Source organism: Klebsiella sp. HN106 (assembly GCF_051209435.1).
In the GTDB taxonomy this organism is placed as follows: Bacteria; Pseudomonadota; Gammaproteobacteria; order Enterobacterales; family Enterobacteriaceae; genus Klebsiella; species Klebsiella oxytoca.
Genome location: NZ_JBLURD010000002.1, coordinates 222,018 through 235,365, shown reverse-complemented (window position 1 = coordinate 235,365; position 13,348 = coordinate 222,018). Strand labels below are relative to the sequence as shown.

13 protein-coding genes are annotated in these 13,348 nt (G+C 54.6%); 5 read left to right on the top strand and 8 right to left on the bottom strand.

Annotated elements, in window-relative coordinates; translation table 11 throughout:
- Positions 1 to 27: 27 nt before the first annotated feature.
- Positions 28 to 942: a 23S rRNA (adenine(1618)-N(6))-methyltransferase RlmF gene (gene rlmF, locus ACSIPU_RS07730; RefSeq protein WP_016808140.1), complete on the top strand. Its 915-nt coding sequence runs from the start codon at positions 28 to 30 to the stop codon at positions 940 to 942.
- On the opposite strand, the gene ybiO is transcribed toward rlmF, so the two are convergent.
- The 6 genes from ybiO to rhtA all read right to left on the bottom strand — a co-directional run bounded on the left by ybiO (position 937) and on the right by rhtA (position 7,500).
- Positions 937 to 3,147, bottom strand: a complete 2,211-nt coding sequence (gene ybiO / locus ACSIPU_RS07725) for a mechanosensitive channel protein (RefSeq protein ID WP_016808139.1) — start codon at positions 3,145 to 3,147, stop codon at positions 937 to 939. The two genes, rlmF and ybiO, sit on opposite strands and share 6 nt — an antisense overlap.
- Positions 3,148 to 3,258: 111 nt before the next feature.
- Positions 3,259 to 3,981: a glutamine ABC transporter ATP-binding protein GlnQ gene (gene glnQ / locus ACSIPU_RS07720; RefSeq protein WP_196558072.1), complete on the bottom strand. Its 723-nt coding sequence runs from the start codon at positions 3,979 to 3,981 to the stop codon at positions 3,259 to 3,261.
- Complete coding sequence (gene glnP / locus ACSIPU_RS07715; protein ID WP_004100490.1) at positions 3,978 to 4,637, bottom strand: glutamine ABC transporter permease GlnP; 660 nt, start codon at positions 4,635 to 4,637, stop codon at positions 3,978 to 3,980. The genes glnQ and glnP overlap by 4 nt, the downstream gene beginning before the upstream one ends.
- A gap of 133 nt (positions 4,638 to 4,770) precedes the next feature.
- Positions 4,771 to 5,517 (bottom strand): glutamine ABC transporter substrate-binding protein GlnH, encoded by a 747-nt coding sequence (gene glnH, locus ACSIPU_RS07710; RefSeq protein WP_004100491.1) that lies wholly within the window; start codon positions 5,515 to 5,517, stop codon positions 4,771 to 4,773.
- 375 nt (positions 5,518 to 5,892) lie between these two features.
- The gene (gene dps / locus ACSIPU_RS07705) at positions 5,893 to 6,396 is read right to left on the bottom strand and encodes a DNA starvation/stationary phase protection protein Dps (protein ID WP_004100493.1); all 504 of its coding nucleotides are present in this window, start codon (positions 6,394 to 6,396) and stop codon (positions 5,893 to 5,895) included.
- A 216-nt stretch (positions 6,397 to 6,612) separates the two neighbouring features.
- Positions 6,613 to 7,500 carry a threonine/homoserine exporter RhtA gene (gene rhtA, locus ACSIPU_RS07700; protein ID WP_004100495.1) on the bottom strand — a complete coding sequence of 296 codons (888 nt, stop codon included), beginning with the start codon at positions 7,498 to 7,500 and terminating at the stop codon, positions 6,613 to 6,615.
- Positions 7,501 to 7,851: 351 nt separating this feature from the next.
- Here rhtA and ompX point away from each other — a divergent pair, with 351 nt between their 5' ends.
- A complete protein-coding gene (ompX, locus tag ACSIPU_RS07695; protein ID WP_004100497.1) occupies positions 7,852 to 8,364 on the top strand; it encodes an outer membrane protein OmpX in 513 nt (170 codons plus the stop codon).
- Positions 8,365 to 8,433: 69 nt separating this feature from the next.
- Here the strand turns inward: ompX and ACSIPU_RS07690 are convergent, their stop codons facing one another.
- The gene (locus tag ACSIPU_RS07690) at positions 8,434 to 10,011 is read right to left on the bottom strand and encodes a phosphoethanolamine transferase (protein WP_142477552.1); all 1,578 of its coding nucleotides are present in this window, start codon (positions 10,009 to 10,011) and stop codon (positions 8,434 to 8,436) included.
- 267 nt (positions 10,012 to 10,278) lie between these two features.
- A complete protein-coding gene (mntS, locus tag ACSIPU_RS07685) occupies positions 10,279 to 10,404 on the bottom strand; it encodes a manganase accumulation protein MntS (RefSeq protein WP_004100500.1) in 126 nt (41 codons plus the stop codon).
- 182 nt (positions 10,405 to 10,586) lie between these two features.
- Between mntS and mntR the strand changes: the two genes are divergently transcribed.
- From mntR to ACSIPU_RS07670, 3 genes are all read left to right on the top strand, one after another.
- Positions 10,587 to 11,060 carry a manganese-binding transcriptional regulator MntR gene (gene mntR, locus ACSIPU_RS07680; protein WP_004100501.1) on the top strand — a complete coding sequence of 158 codons (474 nt, stop codon included), beginning with the start codon at positions 10,587 to 10,589 and terminating at the stop codon, positions 11,058 to 11,060.
- Positions 11,057 to 12,163 carry an anion transporter gene (locus ACSIPU_RS07675; protein ID WP_196558070.1) on the top strand — a complete coding sequence of 369 codons (1,107 nt, stop codon included), beginning with the start codon at positions 11,057 to 11,059 and terminating at the stop codon, positions 12,161 to 12,163. Before mntR ends, ACSIPU_RS07675 begins: the two co-directional genes overlap by 4 nt.
- A gap of 110 nt (positions 12,164 to 12,273) precedes the next feature.
- Positions 12,274 to 13,314, top strand: coding sequence for an aldo/keto reductase (locus ACSIPU_RS07670; protein WP_064397550.1), 1,041 nt, complete (start codon positions 12,274 to 12,276; stop codon positions 13,312 to 13,314).
- Positions 13,315 to 13,348: the final 34 nt, after the last annotated feature.

Sequence of the window (13,348 nt, the reverse complement as noted above, 5' to 3'; positions counted from 1 at the left end):
TTACGCGGCTGTTCAAAGGAGAATGCCATGAAAGCCCAGAAACCGGGGTTACACCCGCGTAACCGTCACCATCAACGCTACGATCTGCCCGCGCTGTGCCAGGCCCATCCTGAGCTGCAGGCCTTCATCACCCTTAATCCGGTGGGTGAGCAGACCATCGACTTTGCCAACCCGCTGGCGGTGAAGGCGCTGAATAAAGCGCTGCTGGCGCATTTTTACGCGGTGAAACACTGGGATATTCCCGACGGCTTTCTCTGTCCGCCGGTGCCGGGCAGGGCGGACTACATCCATCACCTCGCCGATTTGCTGGCGCTGGATAGCGGGACGATCCCGGCTAACGCCAGCATTCTTGATATCGGCGTGGGCGCAAACTGCATCTATCCGCTCATTGGCGCGCACGAGTACGGCTGGCGCTTTACGGGTAGCGAAGTGAACGCCGAGGCATTCGCCAGTGCCCAGGCTATCATCAACGGCAATCCGGGGCTCACTCGCCAGATCCGCCTGCGCCGTCAAAAAGATGCCAACGCGATTCTGAACGGCATTATTCATAAAAATGAACACTACGATGCGACCCTCTGTAACCCGCCGTTTCATGATTCCGCTGCCAGCGCGCAGGCGGGCGGCGAGCGTAAACGTCGCAATCTTGGGCTGGGCGAACAGAGCGTGCTGAACTTTGGCGGTCAGCAGCAGGAGCTGTGGTGCGAAGGCGGCGAGGTGGCCTTTATTACGCAGATGATTGAAGAGAGCAAGCCCTTTGCTCGTCAGGTTAAATGGTTTACTTCGCTGGTTTCTCGCGGCGACAACCTGCCGCCGCTATATCGCGCGCTGACCGACGTCGGCGCGGTGAAAGTGGTGAAGAAAGAGATGGCCCAGGGGAATAAGCAAAGTCGCTTTATCGCTTGGACCTTTATGGATGAGGCCAAACGTCGCCGCACGCTATAACGTGGGCTCGGCGGGGGCAGGCGGTCCTGCGGGTGCTGGCATCGGCAGAACCTGATAAGTTTGTACCGGCGCCCGCACGCCTGCGAGGTCAAAATGCCTTTTCACCTGCGTATCGAGGGCGAATCTGACCGTCCACTGCTTGAGCGGCAGGGTGGTAAAGGTGACGCGCAGGGTGAAGGCGGTATTGCTTAAGCCTACCACGCCGGTGAAGGATGGCTCGCCAATGATCAGCCCGCGAATCTCTTCCTGCGCCATCACTTCCGCGACCGCATCCTTCAGCGCCTGGTTAGCCTTATCCAGATCTTCATGCCGGTCAACGTCATAGTTGGCCACCACCGAGCCGATACCGCGAACGAAGTTGGCGAAGGTGGTTATCGAAGACCACGGAATAATATGGTAAGCGCCGGTATCCTGACGGACGCCGACGGAGCGAATCGACATGCGCTCCACCGTCCCGGTGAGCGGCCCTATCGTCACCAGGTCGCCGGTATTCATACCGTTCTCGAACTGAATAAAAATGCCGGTAATAATATCTTTGACCAGGGTCTGCGCGCCAAATGAAATTGCCAGGCCCAGCGCGCCCGCGCCAGCCAGCAGCGGGGCGATATTCACCCCCACTTCCGAAAGCAGGATCATAATGGTAATAGTGCTGATCACCACCGCCAGCGCGTTGCGAAACAGCGTCAGCAGCGTTCGGGCGCGGGCGCTGGGCAGCGGGCGACCGTGAATGTCCGATGCCAGCCGGTTTTCAATCAGGCTGGCGAGCAGCGTCCAGCCAATCGCCGAGAAGAACAGGATCAGCGCGATACGAATCAGCACATCAACCGCTTTTTGCCCGCTGCCGTTATGCATCCACTGCCAGAAATCGAACAGCCCCCATGCGCTGAGCAGCAGCATAATCGCCACGCAGACCGTCAGGATGCGCGCGGCCTTCAGCGATGCGGAGATCCAGCCGTTAAGTCGTTTTTGCAGTTCAGGATAGTTACGCTGGGTTTCCGGCGACAAGGTGATGGTTTTCGCAATCCAGCGCGACAGAATACCGGAGACCAGCGCGGCGGCGCCGACGATGGCCAGGCTGCGTAGGGTCGCGCCCATCATAAATTTCAGGCTGTTACCGGGGTCGAACAGCGAGAAGAAAAACAGCACGATGAAATAGGCGCAGGCCAGCCAGTGCCACACCAGAGCAAAGGCGCGGATAAACAGGCTAAAGAAGGCCAGCGATCGGTCGGCAAGATGGATAAGCCCTTGGGTAATTAACTGCTTATTGTGGAATATCAGATACAGGGCCCAGAGCGTAATGCACAGCATAATGACCACATTGGCCAGCGCCCCGAACTGCACGTTAACCTGGTTGGAGATAATTGGCACCGCAACGATCAGCCCGTAGCCAATCAGGCTGCTGAGCGCGCTGAGGCGCAGATTCCAGTATTTTGCCGCTTCATCGCTAAGGTTAAACGGGCGTAGCTCCGGGATGCGTGGGCAGAAAATCAGCCGCAGAATGGCTTTGAAAAACTCGATCAGCGCAAAGGCATTGAGAAACAGACTTTGCTGGAAGGCGATAGTGGGATTATTACCGTTCAGGCGATCGCTTAATAGCTGGCCAACAAACAGCGTCAGGGCCAGCAGAAGCAGGTCGAAAATAAATGCGCCGGCAATCGTGGCCGGCAGCTGTAGCCAGTTGCTGCGGTCGCGGTTTTTATGTCGTCCCCAGTGCCCCATTTTGCGATACAGCGGCAGGGCAGCCAGGCGTACCAGCCACCAGAATGCAAAGACCAGACCACCAAGCAGCAGGAAATGCCAGGCGGCGCTGATGAACGATTGCGAATTAAATGGTTTGTGCGGAGAGCCGGTGATGTTGCGCCATAGCTGGGAGAAGCGCGACGAAAGCTGTTCGCCATATTCACGACTGATCTGAGTGACGTTTTCCAGCACCGTCGTTTCGTCTTTAATTTCCGGCGGCGTCAGCGTCGGGGTACTGTCCGGCGGCGGCGTGGCGGCGGCTTTACGCAGCTGATCGATAAGCTCCTGGCGGGCATCGGCGTTTTCAAGCACGTCGGCCAGCGCGCCGTAGGCCGCTTTTTTCTGCGCCAGATCGGGTTCGCTACTGCTGGAGTGGTCCGTTGTGGTTGCCGGAACGCCGGGCAGCGTCGCGGCCCATAGCGGAGCGGTGAAGAGTAAAGCGAGCAGGAACAAAATCCGCGGCACAGGCACCTCCATTGCATCTCAAACCGTTAAGTATAGAAGACGAGATCCGGAGCGCGAGGTTGGGATGATTCTGGAAAGCGGCTCTCCCGCGAAGGGAGAGCCGGGCTGGGGTCAGGCGACGTGCTGTAAAAACTCCCGCAGACGCGGGCTTGGTGGGTTGTTGACCAGCACCTGCGGATCGCCATCTTCGGCAATGCGCCCTTTATCGATAAAGATCAGGCGGGAAGCCACTTTTTCGGCGAAGCCGATTTCGTGGGTGACGATGACCATGGTCATGCCTTCTTCAGCCAGATCCTGCATCACTTTCAGTACTTCATGACGCAGTTCGGGATCGAGCGCGGAAGTTGGCTCATCAAAAAGCATCATTTTAGGTTTAACCGCCAGCGCCCGGGCAATAGCTACGCGCTGCTGCTGGCCGCCTGAAAGCTCGGAAGGGTAGTGGTGCGCGCGTTCCGCGAGGCCCACTTTTGCCAGCAGATCCTTCGCCAGTTTTTCCGCCGCCGCTTTATTGGCGCCGCGTACGCGCAGCGGGCCAAACATCACGTTTTCCAGCGCGGTCAGGTGCGGGAACAGATAAAACTGCTGGAACACCATCCCGGCTTCCTGGCGAATCAGCTGCTCATCAACCTTCGGGTCGTTGACCTTCAGACCATCGACGATCAGCTCGCCGCTGGTAATCTCTTCGAGTTTGTTAATACAGCGCAGCAGGGTCGATTTACCGGAGCCGGACGGCCCGATAATCACCACGACTTCGCCCTGGTTGATCTTCAGATCGATATCATGCAGCACTTTGGTTGGGCCAAAGTGCTTGGAAACGTTTTTAAATTCAATCACAGGATTTTCATCCTTCTTTCAAGACGACGCAGAACAAAGCTCAGCACCAGGGTGATGATCAGATAGATAACCGCAACGGCGCTCCAGATCTCCAGCGCGCGGAAGTTACCGGCAATAATTTCCTGGCCCTGGCGGGTCAGCTCGGCTACGCCGATGACAATAAACAGCGAGGTGTCTTTAATGCTGATAATCCACTGGTTGCCCAGCGGCGGCAGCATACGGCGCAGCGCCAGCGGCAGGATTACGTAGCGAATAGTTTCACGACGAGAAAGACCCAGGGCGAGGCCGGCTTCCCGGAAGCCTTTGTGAATCGACAGCACCGCGCCGCGGGTAATTTCCGCAATATAGGCGCCCGAGTTGATCATAATGGTGACTACCGCCGCGGAGAACGGGTCGATACGTAAATCGCTAAAGGCCATCGGCAGAGCGAAGTAGATGAACATGACCTGCACCACAATCGGGGTGCCGCGGATGATTTCAATAAAGACCAGCGCAATGTGGTTGGCAATCCAGCCGCCGAAACAGCGGGCGAAACCGGCTACCAGACCGATTATCAGACCGCCGACCAGGCCGAGGACCGAAATCCACAGCGTCATTTTGGCGCCTTCCAGCAAAATGGGGATGGCGGGCCAGATGGCACTCCAGTCAAACTGCATAATATGTTCCTGTTACCGTGTCGAAAACAGAGGAAATTCCTCTGAGAAAACTATTCAGGCCTGCTGACGGGTAGCCCGGAAAGCTCCAGGTCTACCAGACCACAGCAGGCCTGGAAGAGAGCATCGCTAATTATTATTTAGGTTCAGTACCGAACCATTTTTTATAAATTTCGTTATAAGTGCCGTTTTCACGCAGAGTTTTCAGCGCGCCGTTCACTTTTTCACGCAGCTCGTCGCTACCTTTCGGGAAAGCGATACCGTAGTTTTGCGCTTCCAGCGAGTCGCCTACCGCTTTGAACTTACCGTTACCTGCGGTTTTGATGAAGTAAAGGATGTTTGGCGTATCGTGCAGAACCGCATCGGCGCGCCCGGTACCGAGTTCCATATAGGCATTATCGATGTTCGGGAACTGGCGCAGATCTTTGGTTTTGATATTGGCTTTCGCGTAATCAACCGAGCCGGTACCGCCCTTCACGGCAACCACTTTACCGTTCAGGTCTTTGACATCCTTAATTTCGTTATTATTTGCGTTCACCATCACCAGAAGACCGCTTTTGTAGTAGCCGTCAGAGAAGTCGATGGCTTTTTTACGCTCGTCAGTGATAGTGATCCCCGCCAGCGCGAGGTCGATGTTTTTCGTTTGCAGCGCCGGAATAATACCGCTGAAGTCCATTGGCTTCAGGGTGTAGTCAAGCTTCAGCTCTTTTGCGATGGCAGCCCACAGGTCAACGTCGAAACCGACGTACTTATCGCCCTGTTTAAATTCGAACGGAACAAACGCCGTGTCGGTAGCGACAACCAGTTTTTTATCAGCGGCGTGAGAAGAAACCGCAAAAGCCAGGGTCAGTGCAGCCAGTGAAACTTTAAATACAGACTTCATAGCATTTCCTTTTATATCCACGGGACGATCCCCTGCGAGAACGAGTTGCCTTATGAAAAAATCATGCCAGTTTTACAACCTGTTGTTTTATAACAACCAGGATAATTCCTGCTGCACGATTTTGATAAGGGATAACGTTAAACGCACCGATATGGGGCGCTATTTTGGTGCGTCATAAGCGCATCGCATAACAAGAGCATTTTTAACGCAAACCCTGATGTTAAAACAATCTTGATGTAACGATTGTGTGAGGTGATTATTACAATTGATTTACTTTGGCGCGTATTTTGAACAATCTCATGCACTAATGTGGTGCGAAGCGGGGCGTGGGGAAAAGAAATAAAAAAGCCGCCAGCGTGGCTGACGGCAGTTGGCTTACTCGATATTCGCTTCGATGAACCACAGGAACTGATCCAGGTCGCGGGAAGCGGCGGTAAAGATATCAGCGGTATCTTCATCTTTTGCTTCGTCGATGGCTTTACGCACGTCGTTGGCGACGATGGCATAGCGGTCGGCCAGCTCTTTCAGGTGGTCCTGGACGCTATGGATATCCAGCGGATAGCTTTTCAGCGGGCTCTTGCTGTTGATGACCTGAGTGGTACCCAGCGCCACGCCGCCAAGCTGGACGGCACGTTCAGCCATGGTATCAAGGTGGTTGACGAGCGCGGTGCGGAAGCCGTCCAGCATTTCATGAACGGCAATGAAGTTTGCACCGCGCATATTCCAGTGAGCCTGTTTAGTAATCAGAGACAGGTCAATGAACTGGATCACCTGGCGATTCAGCAGCTCAACGGTCGCTTTCTTCGCGCTATCTGCGACGTCGTTACGGGTATAGAGCAGATTCGTTGCTTTAGTTTTAACCAGTTTTGCGGTACTCATAATGTCATATCCTCTTGATATTTGTACTCGTCATACTTCAAATTCGAATTATTCGGAGCGTCTCATCCCAATAACTTGCGGAATTAAGTATAGCAACGGATTTGAGCTTTGCAGCGGCGGTAGTCTCTATCGGTCTGATAGCGCAGGGCTGTTGGATTGGCAAAAATCTTTATGAATCAAAGGCCCTGACTGGTTTTCTTGCTCAGGGCCTGTTCTTTAGCTGATGTCGACTTTCTGAATTTTTGTCTCCCGGCGCATTGTCAGCGTCGAGCCCATTGATGCCAGAATGATCGCCCCGAGCGCCAGGGTCTGGGTTGCAGTTAGCGTTTCACCAAGAAACACCATGCCGGAAAGCGCGGCCAAAGCGGGCTCCATGCTCATCAGGGTGCCAAAGGTCTTGCTGGGCATCCGGGTGAGGGCCACCATCTCCAGAGAATAGGGCAGAGCAGTGGATAAAATGGCGATCCCAAGGCCCGGTAACAATAGTCCCCACTGAAATAGCGTATCGCTGGCCTGAATCATCCCCATCGGCACGAAGACCACCGCAGCAATGAGCGATCCCATGGCGACCGTGGCAGGACCATGCTCTTCCCCTGCGCGCTGGCCGGTGAGAATGTAGACCGCCCAGCAGGCGCCGGCGCCAAGCGCCAGCAGCGCGCCGATGGGATCGATCTGGGCAACGCTTTGCCCCAGCGGCAGCAGAAACCAGAGTCCAAGCACCGCCAGCGCTACCCAGACGAAATCCAGCGGGCGGCGGGAGCCAAAGAGCGCCACCGCCAGGGGGCCGGTAAATTCCAGCGCGACGGCAACGCCTAGCGGAATGCGCTGAATTGATAAATAGAACAGGTAGTTCATTGCGCCCAGCGACAGGCCATAGAAGAGCAGCGGCAGACGCTGCTCCGGCGCAAAGCGAAGACGCCAGGGTTTGAAAATAACCACCAGGATGAAGGTACCGAGAGCCAGGCGCAGGGCGGTAACGCCGGGCGCGCCGACGAGCGGAAACAGCGATTTGGCCAGCGATGCGCCACTCTGAATGGAAATCATGGCGATTAAAATAACCAGTATCGGCAACCATGCCGGTACTTTGCGGGACGAGCCGGGCATCCTTTCTCCTGTCAATTTTGTCAAATGCGGTAAAGGTTCCAGTGTAAATGAATTACCCCGCGCCGGTTGAGCTATTGTTGAAAAAAAGGGGAGTGAAAGCAGTACAATAGCGCGGGGGCGAAGATAAATTCACCAGAAGATTAGGAATAATCTGGATACACGTCGGGTGCTTTATAGGCCTTAATAGGTCTATATTTGTAAAAAAGGTTTGTTTTCCAGTTTGTTATAGAAACGTAGAAACCTTTAGTTACATGAAAAAGTACGTTAGACAATGTAAAGTGAAAAGAGTTTCCCAAAAGTTTTTGTTATATTTAAGACTTAGGACTTATTAGAAACACATTTGAGGTGGTTATGAATAAAATTGCACGTTTTTCAGCACTGGCCGTTGTTCTGGCTGCATCCGTAGGCACCACTGCTTTCGCTGCGACTTCTACCGTTACCGGTGGTTACGCTCAGAGCGACATGCAGGGCGAAGCTAACAAAGCAGGCGGTTTCAACCTGAAGTACCGCTACGAGCAAGACAACAACCCGCTGGGTGTTATCGGTTCTTTCACCTACACCGAGAAAGATCGTTCTGAGTCTGGCGTTTACAAAAAAGGCCAGTACTACGGCATCACCGCAGGTCCGGCTTACCGTCTGAATGACTGGGCAAGCATCTACGGCGTAGTAGGTGTTGGTTACGGTAAATTCCAGAACAACAGCTACCCGAACAAAACTGACATGAGCGACTACGGTTTCTCTTACGGTGCTGGCCTGCAGTTCAACCCGATCGAAAACGTTGCTCTGGACTTCTCCTACGAGCAGTCTCGCATTCGTAACGTTGACGTTGGCACCTGGATCGCTGGCGTAGGTTACCGCTTCTAATCACTTCGGTGATATAAAAAATCCGCCTCAAGGGGCGGATTTTTTTTGCCTGCGGTTCACGCAACCGTGTTAATTGACGGTGAACGCGTCGGTACCCAGATGGGTATAGTCGACCTTCTTCAGCTGGAAGTTAGTGATGTAGATAGGGCCAGCTTTCTGCTCTGAGATAAAGCGATAGCGCGGACTGATCTCCTGAGCGCTGATACCGGTCCACTGCGAAAAGAAGCTGAGAAAGTCGTTGGCGGAACGTCGCGCTTTAATGATCTTATGCGCTTTATCATCGCTGGAGATCACCATAAACGGCACCTGGAAATTCTGCTGGTACTTATCGTCGTGTGCCAGATACTGCACCTCTTTCCCGCGCTCCTTAAAGGCCAGACCGTGATCGGAAAAATAGGTCATCGAGAAGGTTTCCCCCGAATTTTGTAGCTGAGTATAAAGATTGCTCAACAGCGTATCGGTTTGCGTCATGGTGTAGAGATAGCAGGAGGTCTCTTTCGACTGCACGAAAACGGCGTATTTGCCTTTGGTGCGATCGCAGGCCTGCGGGTGTGAGCCCATCAAATGCAGGACGATTAGCTGCGGCTGGGTACGGCGGGTGGCAAGCACCTGCGCGGTCAGCTTTAATAGCTGCTCATCCTGAGTGTTTTTGTTGGCCTCAAAATCGCCGTTTTTAAGGAACTGAACTTCGTCTGCGCGTTTGGCGATACTGGCAATCGCCGTATCATATTCACCAATTTGCCCCTGATTTGAGAACCACCAGGTCTGAAAACCGGCACGGTTGGCGAGGGTGACAAAGTTATCCTGAAACTGCGGTTTGTCATCGACCACCCGGTTCAGGGTCAATCCGAGGGATTTCTGCGTTGAACCGCTGGCGGCGATATAGTCGTTGAATAAATAGCCTTTGACCGAGCTGGCGAACGGCGTATTGTCCCAGTGGCCGCCAAAGGCACCGAGCGCATCACGGCGCGCGCTCTCTCCGATAACTACCACGTACAGATGATACTTTGGCTTTACCGCCAGCACGTGCCAGCTGTCTTTCATATTTGCCAGCTGCGCCATCCGCGCCTGCTCATCCAGTACTTCACTATTATTCACGACCACATCTTTAACGAAGCGGACGGCAGGGTAGCCGGTATCGATGACCTTAAAGACGCCGCCCCAGGCAAGGTTTTGCACCGGTTGCAGAAAGAAAATAGCGATGCAGAACAGCAGTCCCAGCGTATCTGTTTTCCCCCAGCGCGCCGGCGCTTCCGGTTTGCGGCGCACGGCAATCACCCCGAGCGCAAAGATAAACACGGCCAGCAGATAGCTGTACCACGGGAAAATGGTGAGGATTTCGGTGGACTCTTCGATGTTCGTGGCGTGCAGCGCCAGCAGCGTGTTGAAATTCGGCGCGCCGTAGGCCTGGCCAAACGGATAGTACATAGCCGCCAGCAGTGAATAGACGCCAACGACTACTTTTTGCGCGCGCGGAAAGCTCCGCCACAGCAGATGTAGCACGCAGGCAAAAGCAACGGTATAGAGCAGACTAAACTCATAGCCCAGCGCCAGGTTAATAAACAGCGATTGTAAAAAGTAGAATCCTGTCCATGGGTTCAGTACCGGCCTGCGGGCGACCAGCGTTTCTTTCAGCGTGACATTCATAGTAAACAATCAAAAAGAGCCATGTGTATCCCCTGGCATCAAGGGGTAAAACCTGCTGGACAGTGCGTGAAGAGGGTCTCTGCGAGCCGCAGTAGTGGCAGGGCTGACAAAAGATAGGGCTTGCAAATGGTAAGGTCAACAGTCCATAACGGATTGTTTTGGGAGAAAGCTTACAAAACTTGAAAAAAGTCGCTGAAGCGCTGAGTAATCAGCCAGTGTGGCAGGAATTTGTGACAGAAAAATGAAGCGGCGTACCGCGACGCCGCATTAGTTGTTGGGTTTATCCTGCTGCGGTTTGCCGTTGATCAGATCGCACAGCATCCCGACAAGCATTAACCGCACTTTAAAAGGAGAATGGGTAAACACGTTTAAGCACCTCTTGAATTCATTCATATCGACCTCCTGTAACTTCGTCCTTCGCTCCTTGAAGGATGTGTGTATTACATACAGATATAGCACAGGCTATATTTTATAGCTATGGCTAAAACGTTAATTTTTTGTTCTCTGTGCGCGATCCATTACAATGGGGATCCTTTTATATGATGCTTGATGCGTCACAGGAATGAGGAAGCACAATGAACCGTCGCGCAGGTAAGCCAATAACAAAAAAAGTGACGCAGCTAGTGAATGTCGAAGAACACGTTGAGGGATTTCGTCAGGTACGCGAGGCGCATCGTCGGGAGTTGATTGATGACTACGTGGAGCTGATTTCCGATCTGATAATGGAAGTGGGCGAAGCCCGCCAGGTGGATATGGCCGCGCGGCTTGGGGTGTCGCAGCCAACAGTTGCCAAAATGTTAAAAAGACTGGCCAGCGTTGGGCTGATCGAACAGATCCCCTGGCGGGGGATCTTTTTAACGCCTGAAGGCGAGAAGCTGGCGCATGAAAGCCGCGAACGTCACCAGATCGTGGAAAACTTTTTACTGGTGATTGGCGTTAGCCCGGAGATTGCGCGTCGCGACGCCGAAGGTATGGAGCACCACGTCAGCGAAGAGACGCTGGCGATGTTTAAACAGTTTACCCTCAAGCAGGGGTCATCGGGAGAATGAACCTCGTCTTTGTTCAGTCGCTGATCCGCGACCGCTTTCTACACCTGCTGCTGGTTGTCGGCGTTGTTTTAAGCTTCTTTGTACCGTTTGCCCCTGCAGGCTGGCTACACGCCATTGACTGGCATACGATTATCACCCTTAGCGGGCTGATGCTACTGACCAAAGGCATTGAACTGAGCGGCTATTTTGACGTAATAGGGCGCAAAATGGCGCGCCGTTTTGTCACCGAGCGCCAGCTGGCCATATTTATGGTGCTGGCGGCCGCGCTGCTATCCACCTTCTTAACCAACGATGTGGCGCTGTTTATCGTTGTGCCGCTCACGCTGACCCTGAAAAAATGGTGCGCTATTCCGACCAGCCGGTTAATCATTTTCGAAGCGCTGGCGGTGAACGCCGGGTCGTTGTTAACCCCTATCGGTAACCCGCAAAATATCCTGCTATGGGGGCGCTCCGGCCTCTCATTCCCGGCCTTTATCGGCCAGATGCTGCCGCTGGCAGCAGCGATGATGATGACACTGCTGGCGCTGTGCTGGTTCTGTTTCCCCCCCAGGCATCTCAATTATCAGAGCAGCGACAGGGTGCCCTCCTGGCGGCCAAAGCTGGTCTGGAGCTGCCTGGCGTTCTATGTCGTCTTTTTGACCGCCCTGGAGCTAAAACAGGAGCTGTGGGGACTGGCGCTGATCGCGCTGGGTTTCCTGCTGCTCGCGCGGGCGGTGATCGTTAACGTCGACTGGACGCTGCTGCTGGTGTTTATGGCGATGTTTATCGATGTTCACCTGTTGACTCAGCTCCCCGTTCTACAGCATGCGCTCAACGGCGTTGGCCAGCTCTCGGCGGGAGGTTTGTGGCTGACCACGATTGGTCTGTCGCAGTTCATCAGCAACGTTCCGGCAACTATTTTACTGCTCAACTACGTTCCACCATCGGCGCTGCTGGCCTGGGCGGTTAACGTCGGCGGATTTGGCCTGCTGCCGGGCTCCCTGGCCAACCTGATTGCGCTGCGCATGGCTGGCGATCGTCGCATCTGGTGGCGCTTCCATCTCTATTCGCTCCCCATGCTGCTGTGGGCGGCGCTGGTGGGATACGGCCTGCTGCAGCTCTGATATTCAGAGAATTGGGCAAGAAACGGACAGAAACGCCACATTCGCGTTCTCCTTTTCCGGGGTATAACTCTCTTCACGGCAGTGAATCACCCTGATTGAAGGAGAGTCCTATGCGTTATCAAAAATTGGGTCATACCGGCCTTTTTGTCTCTGAGCTGTGCCTGGGCACCATGACCTTCGGTGGTGAAGGCGGCCTGTGGGGGAAAGTGGGGCAGCTGCGCCAGGCGGAGGCAGAGCAGCTGGTGGGCAACGCGCTGGATGCGGGCATTAACTTCATCGACACCGCTGATGTCTATTCAGAAGGACGCTCGGAAGAGATTACCGGCCAGGCGCTAAAGAATCTGAAAGTGCCGCGTGAAAACGTGGTGGTGGCGACTAAAGTCTTTGGCGAAACCGGCACTGCAGGCGTGAACTCGCGCGGCAGTTCGCGCTATCACATTATCAGCAGCGTCAAAGAGAGCCTGCGTCGTCTGCAGCTCGATCATATCGATCTCTATCAGCTTCATGGTTTCGATCCTGCGACTCCGATCGAAGAGACGCTGTATGCGCTGGATAATCTGGTGCAGCACGGCCACGTCCGCTATATCGGGGTGTCGAACTGGGCGGCATGGCAAATAGTGAAAGCGCTGGGCATTTCCGAACGCCTTGGGCTGGCGCGCTTTGCCTCTTTGCAGGCTTACTACACGCTTGCCGGGCGCGATCTGGAGCGCGAGCTGGTGCCGATGATGCAGAGCGAAGGGCTGGGCCTGATGGTCTGGAGCCCGCTGGCGGGAGGTCTGCTCAGCGGTAAGTACGATCGCGATGGGCAGTCGGCGAGCGGCGGCCGTCGTCAGGAGTTTGATTTCCCGCCGGTGAACAGAGAGCGGGCTTTTGACTGTATTGATGTGATGCGCGAGATTGCCGAGGCGAAGGGCGTTTCGGTGGCGCAAATCGCGCTGGCCTGGCTGCTACACCAGCCGGCGGTGAGCAGCGTGATTATTGGCGCGAAGCGGGTCGAACAGCTTACCGATAATCTGGCGGCGACCCGCATTGCCCTGAACGAGGATGAACTGTCGCGGCTTGATGCGGTCAGCGCGCTGCCGCGGGAATATCCGGGCTGGATGCTGGAGCGTCAGGGCGAATATCGCCGCAATCAGCTCGCACAGCAGTAATTTCTTTTCCTCTAAGCCGGATCGCCCGCGTCGC

Coding starts and splice junctions, on each gene's coding strand:
- rlmF (WP_016808140.1), top strand. CDS start 28: ATGAAAGCCCAGAAACCGGGGTTACACCCGCGTAACCGTCACCATCAA.
- glnP (WP_004100490.1), bottom strand. CDS start 4,637: ATGCAGTTTGACTGGAGTGCCATCTGGCCCGCCATCCCCATTTTGCTG.
- glnH (WP_004100491.1), bottom strand. CDS start 5,517: ATGAAGTCTGTATTTAAAGTTTCACTGGCTGCACTGACCCTGGCTTTT.
- dps (WP_004100493.1), bottom strand. CDS start 6,396: ATGAGTACCGCAAAACTGGTTAAAACTAAAGCAACGAATCTGCTCTAT.
- rhtA (WP_004100495.1), bottom strand. CDS start 7,500: ATGCCCGGCTCGTCCCGCAAAGTACCGGCATGGTTGCCGATACTGGTT.
- ompX (WP_004100497.1), top strand. CDS start 7,852: ATGAATAAAATTGCACGTTTTTCAGCACTGGCCGTTGTTCTGGCTGCA.
- ACSIPU_RS07690 (WP_142477552.1), bottom strand. CDS start 10,011: ATGAATGTCACGCTGAAAGAAACGCTGGTCGCCCGCAGGCCGGTACTG.
- mntS (WP_004100500.1), bottom strand. CDS start 10,404: ATGAATGAATTCAAGAGGTGCTTAAACGTGTTTACCCATTCTCCTTTT.
- mntR (WP_004100501.1), top strand. CDS start 10,587: ATGAACCGTCGCGCAGGTAAGCCAATAACAAAAAAAGTGACGCAGCTA.
- ACSIPU_RS07675 (WP_196558070.1), top strand. CDS start 11,057: ATGAACCTCGTCTTTGTTCAGTCGCTGATCCGCGACCGCTTTCTACAC.
- ACSIPU_RS07670 (WP_064397550.1), top strand. CDS start 12,274: ATGCGTTATCAAAAATTGGGTCATACCGGCCTTTTTGTCTCTGAGCTG.